The sequence below is a fragment of the Aliidiomarina maris genome (assembly GCF_003987335.1).
GTDB classification, from domain to species: Bacteria; Pseudomonadota; Gammaproteobacteria; order Enterobacterales; family Alteromonadaceae; genus Aliidiomarina; species Aliidiomarina maris.
The window spans coordinates 1-18,117 of record NZ_PIPK01000006.1 but is presented as its reverse complement, the minus strand read 5'-3'; the positions used below and the strand labels follow the sequence as shown (position 1 = coordinate 18,117).

General features: G+C 49.4%; 17 protein-coding genes and 1 pseudogene. 9 read left to right on the top strand and 9 right to left on the bottom strand.

What is annotated here, in order from left to right:
* The first annotated feature begins 233 nt into the window (after nt 1-233).
* A complete protein-coding gene (locus tag CWE07_RS07735; RefSeq protein WP_111569328.1) occupies nt 234-815 on the top strand; it encodes a GNAT family N-acetyltransferase in 582 nt (193 codons plus the stop codon).
* Between the two features lie 289 nt (nt 816-1,104).
* Here the strand turns inward: CWE07_RS07735 and CWE07_RS14325 are convergent, their stop codons facing one another.
* Entirely contained in the window at nt 1,105-1,263 is a 159-nt protein-coding gene (locus CWE07_RS14325; RefSeq protein WP_157983242.1) for a hypothetical protein, read from the bottom strand.
* A 161-nt stretch (nt 1,264-1,424) separates the two neighbouring features.
* Here CWE07_RS14325 and CWE07_RS07730 point away from each other — a divergent pair, with 161 nt between their 5' ends.
* Entirely contained in the window at nt 1,425-3,332 is a 1,908-nt protein-coding gene (locus CWE07_RS07730) for a methyl-accepting chemotaxis protein (RefSeq protein WP_111569327.1), read from the top strand.
* Nucleotides 3,333-3,702: 370 nt separating this feature from the next.
* Nucleotides 3,703-4,023, top strand: a pseudogene (locus CWE07_RS14585) (methyl-accepting chemotaxis protein); the annotation flags it as partial.
* 53 nt (nt 4,024-4,076) lie between these two features.
* Here CWE07_RS14585 and CWE07_RS07720 read toward each other — a convergent pair.
* The 3 genes from CWE07_RS07720 to CWE07_RS07710 form a co-directional block, all read right to left on the bottom strand.
* Nucleotides 4,077-4,409: a P-II family nitrogen regulator gene (locus tag CWE07_RS07720; protein WP_111569461.1), complete on the bottom strand. Its 333-nt coding sequence runs from the start codon at nt 4,407-4,409 to the stop codon at nt 4,077-4,079.
* A gap of 164 nt (nt 4,410-4,573) precedes the next feature.
* Nucleotides 4,574-5,407 carry a class II glutamine amidotransferase gene (locus tag CWE07_RS07715; RefSeq protein ID WP_111569325.1) on the bottom strand — a complete coding sequence of 278 codons (834 nt, stop codon included), beginning with the start codon at nt 5,405-5,407 and terminating at the stop codon, nt 4,574-4,576.
* 2 nt (nt 5,408-5,409) lie between these two features.
* Nucleotides 5,410-6,354: an ATP-grasp domain-containing protein gene (locus CWE07_RS07710; RefSeq protein ID WP_241974097.1), complete on the bottom strand. Its 945-nt coding sequence runs from the start codon at nt 6,352-6,354 to the stop codon at nt 5,410-5,412.
* Between the two features lie 245 nt (nt 6,355-6,599).
* On the opposite strand from CWE07_RS07710, the gene CWE07_RS07705 reads away from it, so the two are divergent.
* The 3 genes from CWE07_RS07705 to CWE07_RS07695 all read left to right on the top strand — a co-directional run bounded on the left by CWE07_RS07705 (nt 6,600) and on the right by CWE07_RS07695 (nt 10,032).
* Nucleotides 6,600-8,396: an N-acetylglutaminylglutamine amidotransferase gene (locus CWE07_RS07705; protein WP_111569324.1), complete on the top strand. Its 1,797-nt coding sequence runs from the start codon at nt 6,600-6,602 to the stop codon at nt 8,394-8,396.
* An 88-nt stretch (nt 8,397-8,484) separates the two neighbouring features.
* Nucleotides 8,485-9,534 (top strand): SDR family oxidoreductase, encoded by a 1,050-nt coding sequence (locus tag CWE07_RS07700; protein WP_111569323.1) that lies wholly within the window; start codon nt 8,485-8,487, stop codon nt 9,532-9,534.
* 78 nt (nt 9,535-9,612) lie between these two features.
* Nucleotides 9,613-10,032 (top strand): ferritin family protein, encoded by a 420-nt coding sequence (locus CWE07_RS07695; protein WP_111569322.1) that lies wholly within the window; start codon nt 9,613-9,615, stop codon nt 10,030-10,032.
* A gap of 10 nt (nt 10,033-10,042) precedes the next feature.
* Here CWE07_RS07695 and CWE07_RS07690 read toward each other — a convergent pair whose 3' ends face one another.
* Nucleotides 10,043-10,312, bottom strand: a complete 270-nt coding sequence (locus tag CWE07_RS07690) for a hypothetical protein (protein WP_111569321.1) — start codon at nt 10,310-10,312, stop codon at nt 10,043-10,045.
* A gap of 108 nt (nt 10,313-10,420) precedes the next feature.
* Here CWE07_RS07690 and CWE07_RS07685 point away from each other — a divergent pair, with 108 nt between their 5' ends.
* On the top strand, nt 10,421-11,677 hold the full coding sequence (locus tag CWE07_RS07685; protein ID WP_111569320.1) for a cytochrome P450: 1,257 nt from the start codon (nt 10,421-10,423) through the stop codon (nt 11,675-11,677).
* Here CWE07_RS07685 and CWE07_RS07680 read toward each other — a convergent pair.
* Both CWE07_RS07680 and CWE07_RS14315 read right to left on the bottom strand, forming a co-directional pair.
* Entirely contained in the window at nt 11,666-12,190 is a 525-nt protein-coding gene (locus CWE07_RS07680) for a methyl-accepting chemotaxis protein (RefSeq protein ID WP_241974105.1), read from the bottom strand. The two genes, CWE07_RS07685 and CWE07_RS07680, sit on opposite strands and share 12 nt — an antisense overlap.
* A gap of 279 nt (nt 12,191-12,469) precedes the next feature.
* Complete coding sequence (locus CWE07_RS14315; protein WP_157983241.1) at nt 12,470-12,640, bottom strand: hypothetical protein; 171 nt, start codon at nt 12,638-12,640, stop codon at nt 12,470-12,472.
* Nucleotides 12,641-12,850: 210 nt separating this feature from the next.
* On the opposite strand from CWE07_RS14315, the gene CWE07_RS07675 reads away from it, so the two are divergent.
* A complete protein-coding gene (locus CWE07_RS07675) occupies nt 12,851-13,333 on the top strand; it encodes a TonB-dependent receptor plug domain-containing protein (RefSeq protein ID WP_111569318.1) in 483 nt (160 codons plus the stop codon).
* On the top strand, nt 13,275-15,503 hold the full coding sequence (locus tag CWE07_RS07670; RefSeq protein ID WP_111569317.1) for a TonB-dependent receptor: 2,229 nt from the start codon (nt 13,275-13,277) through the stop codon (nt 15,501-15,503). The genes CWE07_RS07675 and CWE07_RS07670 overlap by 59 nt, the downstream gene beginning before the upstream one ends.
* 7 nt (nt 15,504-15,510) lie before the next feature.
* Here the strand turns inward: CWE07_RS07670 and CWE07_RS07665 are convergent, their stop codons facing one another.
* Together CWE07_RS07665 and CWE07_RS07660 are read right to left on the bottom strand one after the other, a co-directional pair.
* Nucleotides 15,511-16,746 carry a glycerophosphodiester phosphodiesterase family protein gene (locus tag CWE07_RS07665; protein ID WP_111569316.1) on the bottom strand — a complete coding sequence of 412 codons (1,236 nt, stop codon included), beginning with the start codon at nt 16,744-16,746 and terminating at the stop codon, nt 15,511-15,513.
* Between the two features lie 22 nt (nt 16,747-16,768).
* The gene (locus CWE07_RS07660) at nt 16,769-17,980 is read right to left on the bottom strand and encodes a GGDEF domain-containing protein (RefSeq protein WP_275541013.1); all 1,212 of its coding nucleotides are present in this window, start codon (nt 17,978-17,980) and stop codon (nt 16,769-16,771) included.
* Between the last annotated feature and the right edge of the window lie 137 nt (nt 17,981-18,117).

Genomic DNA, 18,117 nt, shown 5'->3' with positions numbered 1-18,117 from the left:
ATCAAATAGTTCAATTTAGTATACAAGTGGCTCTAATAATGTGGGCCTATAAATTTAATGAAAGTCACATCAATGTCGTGGTTCCATTTTCGGCCGGAGAGGGCAGTACGGTTTTTTAAAGTTCGAGAGTTAAATTTAGTATTTTTTGTATGGATTTGAACCTGCATGTGCTAAATTCGCATCCTCAGAATGCAAAAGCCGACACGTCCGCAGGTCCTAAAGAGAAATAACCGATGAATCTCTCAAATAAGAAAATTACTGGTAAATTTATAGAGCTCAAATCAGTTGCAATAGAAGATATGCCTCTAATACATTTAATTTATCGAGATGAAAAAACAACTGAGCAAGCGCGGTACTATTATCAAATCAGCATTGATAAGCTTTCAGATATATATAGGAAGAGAATTGATTCGTCTAAAGAGGGGTGTAATATAGACTTCCTCATTCGTAAAAATAGCAACCGAGAAGTAATTGGGGTATGTACGTTTAAAGAGATAGATTTCAAAATTAAAACAGGTGAGTTTGGTATAATGGTTCATCACAAGTTTTGGGGGAGTAGAGCAGTTATAGAGTGTTTTTTTCTATGTTTTGATTTTTTTTATGAAAACCTTAAACTAACTACCATTAAAACAGCAGCCTTCACTACCAATAGGCGATCACGTGCACTTATGCAACACTTGGATATTCCTCTTCACTCCATCAAAGAGAATGTTATGGTTTTGGAAGGGGAGCAAAAAGACGACGCCTGCTATATGATTAATATTGAACAATGGGCTAGGATTAAAGCTTATTTAAAAAAGCTACTATACTCGTAGGGTATTTATTGTGTCCAAATTCATTGTCCTTGTGGATCGTTTTATTGGAGGATAGGTCACTGACATAAACCCATGGATGACCAGTCGTATTTGTCTGACCAACTATCCCTTTTCCATACCCGTCTATGACATTTTTTGCAGTTTTTAGGTGTAGAATGCTAAAACGGGTAGCTAACTGGCCGCGCTGGATTATAGTACAAAATTTTAGTCCAGCTTGAGCTGTAGGATTTATAACTACTGTACTATACAAAAACAGTCAGTTGATATCTATATTGTGTCGTGCAATCAACTACTTCTGAAAGTTAAACACGTTAATGCCGCCAATAATCGTCGAACCAAGCGTGGCGATCATTAAAGCCACAAAGGTTAGCTTACGCTGATAGGGCTCTGCGGCGGTGTATTCTAAGGTGGGCTTCGATGTTGCTGTATTGGGTACATTGTGGAGCATAACTGGCGGCACACTCGTTAGATATCATTCGATATTTCGTTATTATTGTTCAGATATATCATTTTATTGGATGTTTAGATAATGTTAATGTGCATATTGGGGAACACGTTGACGCCAAGGCGCTAGCGTACAACGACGACACATTATAATAAGAGCACAGCATGTTAGGGTCACTTAAGTTTACACACAAGGTTATGTTAGCCGCCTCATTGTCGACCGCGTTAGTGCTTGGGGCATTTTCACTCAGTAATTTTCTACAAATGCGCGCTCAAGTGCATGACGACCTGGATCGTCAGCTCAGTGCAGTGGTCGATTCCGTTTCTGCCAATATTGCCGCTTGGTTGAATGCAAAGATGGCTATTATTGCTGGCACCGCTCAAGTGTTGCCGGCGGACAATGGGGCGCTGGATGTTGATGCGCACGACATCACCGCTCATCTGGTGCAGGCGAGAATTGCTGGCGACTTTAAGAATGTCTATGTCGGGTTGCCTGACGGCACGTTTGTACTGGATGACCCGAGTATTCAACTGCCGCCCGGCTACGACGCGCGTGAGCGCCCTTGGTACAAGCTCGCGGTACAACAACGTGGCGCCACCTTTACCGAACCCTACATTGATGCCACCACCAATGAGTTGACTATCTCGGCGGTACAACCGAGCTATGCAAATCAGCAATTGGTGCATATTGTGGGTGGCGATATTATGCTCGATACGATTTCTAACATGGTTCGTGGTATCGACGTCATGGGCTTAGGTTATGGCTTCTTAGTCAATGCTGAAGGCACCATTTTAAGCCACCCTGATAGTCAATACGTGGAAGCGCCATTGGCCGAACATGTAGGCGTTGATACTACGCTGCACAACGAATTTCGACCCTATTCGATTGAAGGCAACGATTACCTGGTTGCCTTTGCTCCCGTGCAGGGCATTGCCGGGGTTGAGTGGTATTTAGCCATTGCCGTTGATGAGCAGTTAGCATTTGCACGCGTCAGCGAGTTTGCATGGATGGCATTACTCTATGCTGTGCTGGGTATTGCTGCGGTGGTCGCACTCTTTACTTGGTTGCTACGCGTGCTGTTAACGCCTATGCGACGCTTAAGCGCAGCTGTTCGTGACTTAGCATCGGGTGAAGGTGACTTAACTCAGCGTTTACCTCTGCACGGTCATGATGAGTTTGCCCAGCTCTCAGCCGATGTAAACAAGTTCATTGAGAAGATTCAACGTGCGATGCGAGATGTAGCCAAAGCAGCACGGGTGGTCGACGACAATGTCAGTAACATGCTGCAAGTGACCGACCAAACCTTGTCCATGTATGACCAGCAAAGCGAGCGCACGAATAGCGTTGCGACGGCTATGAATCAGTTGAATGCCAGTGCCAACGAAATCGCGCAAAGCGCTGCGAGCGCTTCGGGGCAAGCAAGTTCAGCCACAGAATTTTCCCATGCTGGACGTCAAGCGCTGGACGAAAACCGCCAGGCTATCGCTGACTTATATGAGCGCATGGCCCAATCCAGCGAAGCGATTAGCGAACTTGATCAAAACACCCAAAATATAGGTCAGATACTAGCGGTGATCAAAGGGGTTTCGGAGCAGACCAACTTACTGGCGTTAAATGCCGCCATTGAAGCGGCACGAGCTGGTGAGGCAGGGCGTGGGTTTGCAGTGGTCGCTGATGAAGTTCGCAGCTTAGCCCAGCGCACGCAAGAATCAGCAGCGCAAATTGAAACTATGATTTCGCAGCTGCAAGCCGGAACCAAAACGGTTGTTGAGACCATTACCCAAAGCCAAAGTGTGAGTGAAGCATGTATGACCAGCGCAGAGCGCTCGGGCACCCACATGACCGAGGTGGATGAAGCCATTGATGAGATCGACAAGGTGAATCAGTCTGTGGCTACGGCCACCGAACAGCAAACTACAGTGATGCAGACGTTAGATGCGGATATCGCCGACATCCAACAAGCCAATCAGCGTGGCATTGAAAACTTACAGCAAACACGAGAAGCCTGCGTGCAATTGCGCAAGGAATCTGAGCGCTTAGAGCGTCAATTAGGGCGCTTTAAAGTCGATTAAAGGCGATATTACATTACCCCCGTTGCTTTTTTGTTGTCATCATGGTCATTGGCTCGATTATTTTAGTTTATTTAGCGTAGTTAATAGGTTGTAAATATTAAGTATATGATTGCTAAGTGTAAATTTACTAACTAAAGAGTATTAATCTCGTCGCAAATTACAGCAATATAGCTATCCTCTAATGTACTATGAAGTTAAGTTTGATGTTCAATGACATCGAACAAATATTATAGACTGGTTAAGGGGCCTCTATGTTCACCCTCAGCAAAACGAAACAAGCCGAAGTTAATGCGTTACGACAGCAGTTGGAGCAGGCAGTTGCTCTGCAACAGCAGCTCGCGCAAGCTTCGGAGCAGGCGAATCGGCGCAAATGGCGGCAAGCGCATCACGCGACACGTCTGGCGTGGTTGCTTCGGGTAGCGCTGAGCTTGCGAAGGTGGTTAGCACCACCCAACGAATTGCTGAAACAATTAAGTCATCGGCGACAGCTGCGCGTTCCCTGACGGAGCAAGCGAAAAGTATTAACGAAATCGTGGCGGTGATTCACGGCATTGCTGAGCAAACAAATTTACTGGCACTCAATGCGGCGATTGAAGCTGCGCGCGCAGGAGACCAAGGGCGAGGCTTTGCCGTAGTCGCTGACGAAGTAAGAACTTTAGCCTCTCGTACCGCAAGTTCAACGTCCAATATTTCTGACGAAGTTGCTAAACGCAAGTTCGGTGGTTGTCATTGTTATAGTCCTTTTTAAATAGCGTCAGTTTCGCCGGTGCGAATTCTTAACGCATGGGAAAGATCGAGCACAAAAATTTTGCCATCACCAGTTTGGCCGGTGCTTGCGGCGGCACGAATGGCTTCGACAATGGCTGGGGTTTGGTTGCTTGGTACCGCGATATCAAGGCGTAATTTGGGCAAAAATTCAGCCTGTACTTTGGCGCCGCGGTAAAGCTCTTGATGGCCTTTTTGCTGCCCGAAGCCTTTGACTTCAGTGACGGTTAAGCCATTGCAGCCGGCCTCGTGCAGGGCATCGCGCACATCGGTCAAACGCGCTGGCTTAATAATGGCAATAATGAGTTGCATCATGGGGTGCTCCTTGTTGTTGTGAACAAGATTCACACAGCAAATGGAGTGCCATAATTAACTATATGATTTTAATGATTTATTTTGGTCGCCAGTCGAAGGGTGCGCAAAATACGAGCGACTAAAATGGTGCGTTGCACCGATAAAGTGCAACGCTCAGTGGGTTAGCTAAACAGTGGCTGGGTGGTGACTTGATTATGCTTGATGGTAGTAAATGTATGGTTTTCAATCGCTTGCCAATGGCTATCGCGGTTGTCTAGTGGCTCTGAAACTACCACGGTACATCCGTTAGGAATCGCAGGCAGGCTCTCGTTATCGAAGGCTTCCAGACATGCCGTATTGGTTGAGTAAAATTGCGTCATAGGAGCTTCATTGTGTGAAAAGCGCACGGTATACAAATGGGTGCCGTCTGAAATCGCCAATGACAAATTGAGTACGCCATCGCTATCGTATTGGGTCAAGGTTGTCAGTACCTTCTCTATCATACGTTCAATCGCTGTTTTGGGGTTGTCCATCAGCCCATAGGTAACCGCTAGCAAAAAGAAGGTTTCGCTGTCGGTGTTACCGTGAATATGCGGAAACAGCTCAGGTGCGATGGCAAACTGCAGTTCGCGGCGAATCTTCGGGAAATGGCTGACTTGACCATTATGTTGAAACAGCCAGTTCTTATAGCTAAACGGATGACAGTTGGTACGCTGAATTGCCCCAGTCGTGGTGGCGCGTACATGCGCCATAAAGGTATGCGCTCGAATATGATGACATAGGTTGGCTAAGTTATTGTCATGCCACGCCGGGATGTCGTCTTTGAATACCCCCGGCACGTCACGTTGATCATACCAACCAATCCCGAACCCATCGCCGTTGGTGGATAGCAATTTACCCGCCTGATTAAAGTTAAGGCGGCTGTTCAAGCTCTGCTGCACCAAAGAATGGTCGGGTTGAGTGATTAAAGTATCCAGATAAATAGGGTCTCCACTATAAGCGAGCCAGCGGCACATAATTAATACTCCTTTTGGATGTCAGAACACAATTGCAGCAAGCGGTGATTGGCGTAGTAAGGCTGGGTTTGTTGCACGGTAAAATCGATGATTGCGCCGGCAATATCCACCCCTGTGACCTGTTCAATACCTTGCTTGCCGGTAAAGTCGGGTGATACATTGATTTCAAGCAGTAAAGGGCCGTTCTGGCTGCGTATCAGGTCGACCCCTGCGATGTTAATGCCGATTGCCTGAGTCGAAGCCAATACAATGCGCTCTTCTTGCGCCGTTAATTCGCAGGGCTTAGCGGTTGCGCCCAGCGAGACATTTGCGCGAAAATCACCGTCGGTAGCATGGCGCTCCATGGCCGCGATGACTTGATTGCCAACGACAAATGCACGCACATCAACCCCCGATGCTTCTTGAATGAAGCTTTGAATCACGTAGCTGGCACCGAAGCGAGCAAAGGTGCGGGCGAGGTTATCCAGCTCTTTTTCGGTGTGTGCGACGAATACGCCGACCCCTTCAGTACTATCAATTAACTTAACCACGACAGGAAATCCGGTGTGCTGTGCCAAGCTGCTGAAGCCCTCCGGTTGAAACGCAATGCAGGTGGTGGGAAAGGGCAAGCCTTGGGCTAAGAGGTATTGCAAACACTTTAATTTGTCTCTGCCCAGGCGCAACGAGTCGGGGGTTTCACTGACATAGGTTTGGCTACAAATAAATTGTTGCAGCACGTTAATCCCATAGTCAGAACATCCCACATTCAGACGGGGAATGACGACATCGAAGTCTTCGGTAATATCGACGTCACCGGCATACATTGTTGGCTGGTGGGTACTCAAGGCCAGATTAATATCACGCATATTTAACAAGCTGGCGGAGTGGCCGCGTTGACGCGCGGCATCCAATAAGCGGCGGTCGTCAACAGCCTGATCGGTGGATAAAATGCAAATATTCACTGCCATATACCTCATTTATTTACATATATAAGCTGGTTATAAACTAACCATTCCTCGCTGTGCCTTTAAACATAAGTGCTAGAGCGGCATTCCCGCCAAGCTAACTTGTGTAAAAAAGCGTAAAGGTGTGATCTTTTATTTACATTGTAAAAAAATCGAAAGCTCCTAGATTTCGAGTGTTTAAGTTCGAAAATCATGAAGTAAACCACTTAATTGAAACTAAACATTTAATTTAAGAGGAGCTCGACGCCATGTGCGGAATCGCAGGGGAAGTACGCTTTCAGTGTGAGGTGAATCTGCAAAACGTTGAAAATATGCTGACAGCACTCGCCCCAAGGGGGCCGGATGCGAAGGGCATTATGGGCAACCAGCGGGTTTGCTTAGGTCACCGAAGGCTCAGCGTAATTGACCTAAGTCAACACGCCAATCAACCGATGCATGACCCAAAGTTGGGCCTTACTCTGGTATTCAATGGCTGTATTTATAACTACCGTGAATTACGTGAAGAATTAGAGTCTTTGGGACACGAGTTCTTTTCGACCAGCGACAGCGAAGTCATCATCAAAGCGTTTTATCAATGGCAGGCGTCATGTGTAAAACGCTTTAGTGGCATGTTCGCATTTGCCATTTGGCAGCGTGACAGCGGTGAGGTATTTTTTGCACGCGATCGCCTTGGGATAAAGCCTTTGTACTACCACTTCAATGAGCATGGCTTTTGGTTTGCCTCCACGTTACCGGCACTATTAAAATCAGGCTTCGTGCCCACCAATGTCAACCCGCAAGGGCTTCATCAGTACATGTCGATGCGCGTAATCGTCGGTAGCGGCACTTTACTTGACAAAGTATATAAGCTCCAACCTGGGCACTGGATGACATTAAGTGCGAATGGCGAGCTGAACATTCAACGTTACTGGCAGCTAGACGCCAACATAGATACCAGTGCAGATGAACAAGCATGGAAAGAACGCATCAAGCATGCATTGTTTACCAGTGTAGAGCGGCGCTTAGAAGCCGATGTGCCGGTTGGTGTGCTGCTTTCTGGTGGGGTCGATTCGTCACTGGTGGTGGGGATGTTAGCGGAATTAGGTCAGCATCATATCCACACATTTTCGATTGGTTTTGAGGACGTTGGCGAGGAAGCGGGGAATGAGTTTAAGTACTCTGATCTTATTGCTCAGCATTACAACACCGACCATCATCGTATTTATGCCCAGCACTGTGAGCTACTTACTCATTTAGCGCCATGCGTACAGGCTATGTCGGAACCTATGGTCAGCCATGATGTGATTGGTTTTTACTTACTATCTAAGCAGGTGAGCCAGCACGTCAAAGTTGTGCAAAGTGGGCAGGGCGCTGATGAAGTTTTCGGCGGCTACCATTGGTATCAGCCGTTGGCGCAAGCTAGTACGGAAAACGCCGCTCAAGCTTATGCCACGCATTACTTCTCGTGGTCACAAACTGAATTAGACAAAGTGCTGGCGCCACGTTATCGAGGCACCCAGCACGCGCTTGATTACGTCACTGCTTATTTTGACGATTGCGCCGCACTCTCCACAGTGGACAAAGCACTGCATATTGATACCTGCGCAATGGTTGTCGACGACCCAGTCAAACGCGTTGATAACATGACGATGGCTTTTGGGCTGGAAGCGCGAGTCCCGTTTTTAGACCACGAGCTTGTCGAGCTAGCGGCGCAGATGCCTGCCGAGTTAAAGCTTAAGGACGGGGGCAAGTACCTGCTTAAAGAAGTTGCCCGCGAGATTATTCCAAGCGCTGTGATTGACCGGCCTAAAGGGTATTTTCCGGTACCTGCCCTTCGCAATATGCAGGGTGAGTATTTGGCGCTGGCACGCGAAGTATTCAATCGTCCACATGCCCGTGAACGCGGTATTTTTGACATGCAGTACATTGATCGCATGCTGGATAACCCAGGTGACTTTAATGGCCCTTTCGGATCGCGATTATGGCAGGTTACGTTACTCGAAATGTGGCTTACCGAGCACAACATTGATGTCCACCATTCGTCCGTCAGGGCAAACGGGGGTTAGCCCCCGACCGCAAGCACTTCCGTACGATCACGACCAAAGTGCGCAGCGTAATGTTGCGCACTAACGACCATGAACGAAGGAGGCAAGCATGAACAAGCACCATTATAAAAAACTCGACCAACAGGTCATTGTCATTACCGGAGCGACCTCTGGTATCGGGCTATGCACAGCGCAAAAAGCAGTGGCACAGGGTGCCAAAGTGGTTTTAGTTGCGCGTAATGAGGACGCCCTAAAACGCATCTGCGAGGAACTCAATGAGCAGGGTGACCATGCCATCTATGTGGTAGCGGATGTAGGCGTCGAAGACGATATGAAGCGCGTCGCTAAGCAGGCAGTTGACGCCTTCGGCCGTTTCGATACTTGGGTGAACAATGCTGGCGTGGTGGTTTATTCTGAGCTGGAAGACTTACCCAGCGAAGACCATGAACGCATTTTTCAAACCAATTATTGGGGTGTTGTCTATGGCTCCCAGCAGGCACAGCAACATTTTCGTGAACACCAGGACGGCGGTGTCATTATTAATGTGGCGTCAATTAACGCGCAAATGCCAGTGCCTATTATCGGCGCTTACTCAGCGAGCAAGGCTGCGGTAAAAGCCTACTCCGATGTACTGCGCATGGAATTATCCCATGCTAAAGCGCCCGTTGCAGTCACCGTTATTATGCCATCGGGTATTGCGACCCCGATTTCCGAGCATGCTCGCAGCCATACCGGCGAAGAGGGCAAGGTGATGCCTCCACTGTATGACACTGAGCTCGTCGCCGACGCTATCTTGACCGCCGCACAGAAAAAAGTACGAGACGTCACTATCGGTGAATCAGGCAAAGCGAACGTAATGGCGTGGGCCGCGTTCCCGTCTGCTTGGAGTAAGTTTATTGGCTGGGTCTTACCCAATGCGCAGCAAACGGGCGAGAAAGTCAGTGACGGCGATAATTTATTTTCTCCCGGCGAGGATGGCGATGTCTATTTGGATGGCAAGCGCCACGGCATGCGGCATAGCCCTTACACCAAAGCGCGTTTACACCCCATGCTCACACTAGGCTTAGTCGCTGCGGGCGCCGCTGCGGTGACCGCTTGCGTGGTGCACAAACGCCACCCCCAACGGGCTAAGAAATTATGGAACAAGCACTTTAAATAACCAACGGAACACCATGAACACAGCTTAGGCGCTCACCTAGTGGTGCGCGCTTGAGCTGATTCTGGTGGAGGAGGATGCATGGAATTAACCCATACAATCAACAACCAACACATGGTGAAAGGGTTGAATCGCGTGATGCGCTTGAGCTGGCAAAACCAAGGTCGCTGTGAACAGGTGCTGGACAAAATTCAAGATCGGCAATTACGCCAGATGCTGCATGAATTGATTAAAGCCCATCAACAGCATATTGAATTGCTACAAGATGCGACGCGCTACTTAGGTGGTGCGCCATGTCAATTGTCGACCGGGCAGTTAAAGATGATGCCATGGCCGCAGCACTTAGCTGGCTTTCGTATTCGCAGGGCTGAGCGACGTTTAATTGACTTGTGTAGCCAGGAGATCGTCTTTCTGACCGGTGGTCATGAAGTTACAAGGCAGCTCAACCGGGTGAAGGATGACATTACCGCGTGTCTGGACATGACGTCATCAGAGCCATAACCACACTCATTCACAGGTGCCAAGGCTTTCGCAACCGCGGGTGAGGGTGGCCAAAAGTTTGTTCGTGCACACTGTGGATAATGCGGCGCAGCCCAATAAAGGCCCACAGCCAAAACGCAATGTGCATGAATGCAAGCATAGTGATGGCAGCGGTTGAGGGCATCAGGAAGTCAAAGTGCCAGAAGTTATTGAGAAGCTGAACGACAATAGCGACGGCGGCAAGCACCAGGCAAAGTCCAGCGAAGCCTCGTAACACACGTAGAAAATTGATGAATTGCATACCGAGTCTCCAAGTTGAAGCACATCTACTTATTAGGAATACAACAAATTTGACTATCTGCAATGTAATGAATTGTAAAGCTGATGCAAGATTGGAAGGAGCGAATATATGTACCAAAAGAATCAAATGCCGAAGCAATCTGGTTTAGACCATAGCGCAGCGTTGTTGCGAGAAGGCTATTTGTTTATTAGTCAAAGTGCTGATGACTTGCGCACCAATGTGTTTGAAACCCGTTTATTGGCGCAGCGAGCCTATTGCTTGCGGGGGCATCAAGCTGCGGCACTTTTTTACGATACGGATAAATTTTATCGTCAAGGTGTAGCGCCGTTACCAGTGCGTAAAACGCTGTTTGGTGAAGGGGGAGTACAAGGTTTAGACGATGCAGCACACCGGCATCGCAAAGCATTATTTATGGGGCTGTTTACGCCAGATGCGGAAGCCCAATTAAGCCAATTGATGCGTGAACAGCTGCGCTTTAATGCCCAAGGCTGGGCAACCGAGGCGCAAGTTATTTGGTATCAGCAAGCGAAACAAGTGCTAACCCAAGTTGCGTGCAAATGGGTTGGAGTGCCGCTGGCTGCTGAAGAAGTTGAGACGCGCACTGAGCAACTGAGTCAGATGTACGAACTGGCCGGCGAGGTTGGTCTGTCGCACTTCAAAGGGTGGCGTGCGCGCTCTCATGCCGAGCAATGGATTGCAGGTATTGTTAGGCAAGTACGAGACTCGTCACTGACCGTGCCAGCGCACACACCCCTATTTCAATTTTGCTGGCATCGCGACCTTGAAGGGGAGTTGTTATCGGATCAGGTGGTCGCGGTGGAAGTATTGAACTTACTGCGTCCTACTGTGGCCAATGCGGTATGGATGGCCTTCGCAGCCAGCGCATTACACCAATATCCACAGGCCGCAGCCACGTTACAGCACGGCGAAAGCCATGCCACCCAACGGTTTGGTCAGGAAGTGCGTCGTTATTATCCGTTCTTTCCGTTCACGGTAGCTAAAGTGCGACATAATTTCAGTTGGAATGAGATGCTGTTTGCGCAAGACACACTGACTCTGTTAGATATTTACGGCACCCATCACCACCCCGACGAGTGGCACCAGCCACACCAGTTTAACCCACAGCGTTACTTGTCAGAAAAGACCAGTTCCTTTAACTTTCTTGCTCAGGGCGGTGGTGATTATGACCAGGGCCATCGTTGTGCCGGAGAGTGGGTCACGCAAATCATTTTGGCGCAGACCATCGATTTTCTGCGCCATGAATTAGATTACCAATTACCAGAACAAGACTTAAGCTACAGCTTCAGTCAAATTCCGGCGCTGCCTAAAAGCCGAGTCGTTATGCAGCGGGTGTCACTGAAGTAGTTTGTGCAACTTATTCATTTGCTGGCGCATCTCGTCAACAGCTTGGTTCAAGCGGTCAAAACTTTGCACAGTTTCTTCCATGTTGGCCATGCTTTGCTCGGATGACGCCGCGACGTTGCCGACCGTGGTCACAATGTTGCTAATCAGAGCTGCATTTTGGGATACCACCCCTTCGATTTTTGAGGTAGCGTCAGTTGTTCTGCGTGCCAGAGTACGGACTTCATCGGCAACTACCGCAAAGCCACGACCCGATTCGCCGGCGCGGGCGGCTTCAATCGCTGCATTTAAGGCGAGCAGATTGGTCTGTTCAGCAATGGCATTGATGGTCGTAACGATGGTCACAATGTCTTTTGATTGGGTGTTTAACTGGCCTCCTAAATCACCGACTGAGCTAATGGTGCCCGATAAGGCTTGGCCTGCTTGCTGAGTTTGACGCAGTTGCCCTTGAGAGGTGGTGGCCAGCGCCGTTGCGTCTTGACAGGTACTATCGACGTTTTCGCTAATGGCGCGCACAGCTGAGACACGGTGGCTAATATCGGTGGCGAGTTTAAGTACTTTCACAACGTTGCCGTCATTATCTAAAATGGGGTTGTAAGTGGCCTCAAGCCACACTGGCTGCTGGTTTTTGGTGAATCGCTGAAAACGGCCGTCACGGTACTCGCCACTGCCAAGTTGACGCCAAAAGTCCGGATTTTGTTGATAAAAGTGCTTATCGCACTGCGGGTAGAGTTTAGACTGGGCATAAGAGGGGCTGCATAATACTTTATGATGTTGGCCTAATAGCTCGCTAACCTAGTGTCCAGTGACACTGGCGAGTAACGGATTGAGGTCTACGATTTCGCCATCGGGTAAAAACTCAATGTAAGCCACGTGGGCTTTGATTGCTGCAATGTAATCGGATTGGCTAGCGAAATTAGATACTGGCTCAGGCACAACGGCTGGTTTGCGGGCAAAACTAAACATGGTCACTCCGTGAACAAATAGTTTAAGTGTTACTAATTTAATACCTGACTTGTTTAAAAATCAATCACACAAAATAGATATTTCGGCACTGTAAGAAATGCGTAAACCCGTTCCACAAATTCCCCCCGCTGCATAGGCTTCAACATACTTATATTGACCTTCTAAGCTTCTCCCCACGCACGCGAAACGGGGGAGCGCAGGACTTTACTCATGTACATATTAACCAACTCCGCGGCTGTATGGCTGCTTATGCTGGGTGGCGCGGCCGCAGACCCTGAGATCACAAGTGCGACTAGTGCCGACGAAGAAGCGATCGAGATTGATGAGGTCATGCGGGTGCGTGGTTCGCAGCAAAGCATGTCATCTGCTTTAGCCCGTAAGCGCGACAGTATTCAGCTTGTCGACTCCATTGTGGCGGAAGATATTGGCAAGTTGCCCAATAACAATGTGGTCGAAGCTTTGCAATATGTACCCGGTGTGCAAGTTGGCACGCGTTCGGCGGGCGAACTGGCGGGGTTATCTATTCGTGGGTTAGGCCATGTTGTGACCACGATTAACGGGCGCCAAGTTTTCTCATCATCTGGGCGAGGGTTCGCGATGCAAGATATACCCGCCACTATGGTGGCAAGTATGGATGTTTTCAAAACGGCCTCGGCGGATATGGTTGAAGGTGGCATTGGGGGGGGCGATTGATATCCAAACTCGGCGGCCGCTTGATTTTGAAGGCAGTCAAGTCACGGTAACAGGCAAAGCCACTTATAGCGACCAATCCCAACAGACGGACCCAAATTTAAGTTTACTGCTGAGTCAGCGCTGGCAAACAGGCTGGGGCGACATGGGCGCATTGGTCAGCGGTTCTTTTATTCGCTCCAACTATCGCGACCAAATTATCTGGGGTGGCGCTATATTTCCCCATGATAGTGACGGAAATCGCCTTGATAGCACGCCCGGCGAAGTGCTTGCGACTGATGATATGAGCTATAGCTTGGTGCGCGATGCAATTGGTGCGATTGACAATCAAGGCGACCGTCGTCGACCCACCTTGAATATGGTGTTGGAATGGGCGCCAACAGAAACCTCATCGTACTATGTCGATGCAACCTATATTGGTTATCGTGAGACGGGGATGTCGCAATTTTTGCGCATGGGCACGGACTCACAGCCATTACTAGCACCCTATGAATATTTTGCGGGCACTAATGTGGTGTCACGGGCGTATCTTGCCAACCCTAATTACCTGACCGCAAATAGTGCGTCACGAGGAAGCACTGACGGCTATCAATATGGATTAGGCGGTGAGTGGGCGTTGGCTGACGCGCTGGATATGCAGGCCGAATTATTTTACCAATCTAATACCTACACCACAGACTCTCAAGCGCTCGACATTGAGCGCCAAGGCGATGCGTTGTGGGTCGAATTTAATCCCAATGGAGGCGGGCAACCGGCAGTGGGCATTGAAGGTTTAAGTTTAGATGACCCGAGCGGTTTCGTTAGCGCGACCTATTTTGACCGCCGTCATCGCGCAAGCGGGCGCGCATTGAGTGGGCGTGTTGATTTCGACTACTTTAGACCGCTTGGCTGGGTAGACAGCTGGCAGTTTGGCGCTCGCGCGGAAACCCGCGACGCGAGTTCCAATAATGCTGACGCGCATCACTGCGAAGTGTGTGGCGAGGTGGATGTCAGTGCGATCGAAGGTTTACTGACAGTCACCCCGGGTGACTTTTTCAGCGGCGATGCTACTTACCCAGAGCGCTGGGTTGTGCCCTCAGCTTACTTCATGCGTAATAATCCAGATCTGATGCGCGATACTTTCGCAAATACCAGTGGTGAGCCAGCGTATGACCCCGCGCAGTTTTTTGCCGCCACTGAAGATAGCGTGGCGGTATATGGACAAGTGAACCTGATGACGGAGCTTGCAGGGCATATGCTCGATGGCATGTTTGGGGTGCGCGTGGTGCATACAGACGCCACCCTGACAGGGTTTGACGTCATCGACGATGAGACTGCCAGCCCTACGGAAGTGAATACAACGGCGACCGAGGTGTTACCGAACTTAACCTTACGTTATCAACTTGGTTTGCAAACGCAGCTACGCTTAAACGCAAGTCGCACGGTAACCCGACCTAACTTTGGTGATTTAAATCCAACTTTAGTGCTGCGGGCACCTGCAAATGGACAGTCCGGCGCGGGTGAGGGGCATGGGGGTAACCCAGATTTACAGGCCGTCGAAGCGAATAATTTAGATATTGGGGCCGAATATTATTTCGGTGAGGGGTCGGCGGTATATTCAACTTGGTTTTACCGCGATATTGAAAACTGGATCATTCCGACTACCGCAACAGAAACCATTGCTGGCCAGACTTACAATATAACGCGGCCTACAAATGCAGGTAGCGGCAGCATGCAAGGTATTGAGTTCGGTCTGCAATATTTTCCGCAGGCGGTGCCTGATTGGTTACTCGGTATCGGTGTGCAGGGTAGTTATACCTATATTGATGCCCAAACTGAGGACGCCGAAGGTGAAATTATTGGGATGGAGGGGGTTTCGCGCCATTCAGCCAGCGCTGTACTGGTGTACGAGAAGGGGCCATTTTCAGCGCGGTTGTCGCATACCTATCGTGACGCTCACCTGACCGGTTATAACCAAGCAGCCAATATGCCAGCGGAAATCATGGCTGATGATATCCAGTTTACCGATTTCTCAATGGGCTATGAAATCACTGATAACTTGATTGTGAGCTTTGATGCCACCAACGTGTTCGGTTCCAAGTTCTACGATTATTTTGGTGATGCGTACCTTTATAACCGCGACGTGCGGCGCTATTCGCGCACCTTTTCGTTAGGCGTGCGTTATACCCTGTAAGCGGCGCTTATTCCGCCGTGCAATGGGAGAAATAGGTGGTGGTGGCTGGCCAATCGGAGAATACGGCATGCACGTCCACTTGGTGTTTGAGTACGTCAAGTAGTTGCAATACCATGCTGGCGTCGTCGGTAATCGGGGCAATGGTTTGATAATACCAGCCGCCACCGTCGCGTAAGTCACCCGAACGCTCAACCGTCCACGCGATAATTTCAAGGCCTGCTGCTCGGGCCTGCTCGGCATATACCGATGGCACTACTACGCCATCCTGGTGGGTAACCAACATCCATAAGGGCGGACCGATATAGCGCACACCCAAATCAGCCAACGCCTGCATGGAAGGTTGCCAAGTGTCAGGGTTTTGAGGGTCAAAGCCATTCTGGCTGCTGCGGCCGTCTAGCCAGACGGCTTGCTGCGCATAGTCGGGCCAATGCGTCAGCCAATGCTGAATGTCGGCTAAATTAAATGACTGCAAGAACACTCGTTCAGGCTGTATGTCAGCGCTTACGTAGGCTTCCACCATCGCGTTTGCGTAATCAGCTTGGCTGAAACCACGATAAGGCATTACGACGTCTGGTTGCTTAAGCTCTGGCGCCATGGCAAGCCCATAACTATCAATCAGTGCGATACTCTCGTCGTGGGACATCGGGCGTTCACAGTGACCATGTAATTGGCTTCGCCAGTCTGGCCCGCCATTGATATATTCGACGGCGGACTTGGCTTTGGGGTCGAACCCTTCCATCCGCACGCATAGTGACTGAATTTCATCGAGGGTAAAGTTGCTGGTGCAACATTGGGCGCTAGCCGCGGCACCGGTTTCAGCGTTGTATGGCTGGAACGGTTGATCGCAGCGGGCAGCTAACTCTGGGCGTAAAAGAATGTCAGTGGTGTGGTGAAGATCACATTGAGAGTGGCGGCAAACCAGCTGTTTGTCTTGGCTAAAGGTGACATCACATTCAACCACGCCTGCGCCTTGGCGGATAGCGGCAAGGTAGGATGCCAGGCTATGCTCCGGGTAGAGCAGAGGCGCACCGCGATGCGCGATAGAAAATGGTTGCGGTGAGATGTTGCTCAAGTCACATTGCTGCAACTGGTCGCGTAATGGGCCAGGGGCAAGGCGATCGGTCAGATACAACGGACGCTCTCCGACTTGAATACTGTGTGAAAGTGGCGCCGCGGTGGTGGTTGTGCCCAATAAGCCGGTTAAAGCAAGCAAAGTTACGCTGATACTGATGGACGTTAACATGATGTATCTCCCGTTGGCGAACTTAGCACTGGGCGGAGTTCTGGCTGAGAATAAGGTCCGCAAAGTGACATACAGCGACGCCATTGCTGGCTCGCTTGGCTTGGCTCTTAAGCCTTGCCGCTGCAATTGAGATGTCTTGGTGCGAAGCAGCGGTATTTGCCGCGACGGTCACCACAGCGAGACTAAAATCAAGCAATGGAAACTTTTGATAGCGCCCATTTCGGGCACGTCCAAGCATGAAATTATCCACTATATGTTGCTCGCGATAGAAGGATTTTACGTCACATTGAAAGTGTTGACGCAGTTCCTGCTGCACGGCATCTAAGTAATCATCGCCCGTGACTACGACAATGAAATCGTCGCCGCCCACATGCCCGACAAAGTGGCCTAAACTGGCATATTGGCGCTCCAGCAAACTAGCAAACCATTGAATCACGGCATCACCCTGTTGATACCCATACTCGTCATTGAAAGGTTTGAAATAGTTCAGATCAAAATAGAGTACGCAAAACGCATGTTCCTGACTTATTTGCTGGTCGATATGCTGATTAATCGGCACATTGCCAGGCAGTAACGTTAACGGGTTGGCGTAGCGCGCGTTTTGAATTTTAGACTCAGTAATGCGCCGCAGTAGGCTCGGCACCGGAATAACCCCTGCATACTGGTGCTGACGGGTGACCAGTAAGACCTGATGCTCAATGGTGTCTTCGTGTTCGGTTAATAGCGCACTGGCTTTTTCTAAGGGTGCTTCTGCGTCAATGGTAAGAAAATTGCGCTGCATAATCGCTTGAGCGGGTTTATTTGAAAACAAAGCGCGCCCAAAAGCGCTCGACATAGTTTCCATAAAATGTCCGCGCCGTACAATGCCAACGACTTTACCTTCGTCGACAACTGGAATGCTGAGCAGGCGTTTATTTTGCTTAAAGTAATCAAGAATATCAGCCACTCTGCGCTGACTGGTTATCACCGTGGTGTCCTCGAGTAAGCTGCTAACGGCATCAAATCTGTCTACCGCAACCTCATCGGCGATGCGCAGTTGCAAGCTTTCAAGCTGGAAGGGCTCGAACTCCGGCCTGCCAATAAAATAGCCTTGCATGGCAAATATTCCGAGCTTTTGTAACTGCCGAAGTTCGTCTTCAGTCTCAATGCCTTCGGCTATGACCGTCGCATGAAGGTTGCGAGCTAAGGTTACTATGTGTTGCACAAACTCACGCTTATAGGGGCTTTTATCAATGTCTTTAATAGGCCTTGTTGATCAAATCCGTACCGAGGGTAAAATTGCCCCTTTCCCACCTGGGGTTAGCGCACCATTTCGCTCACAGGCATCCCAAGGCGTGTTAATTTATTAAGTACGGCGACCCGTACATAACC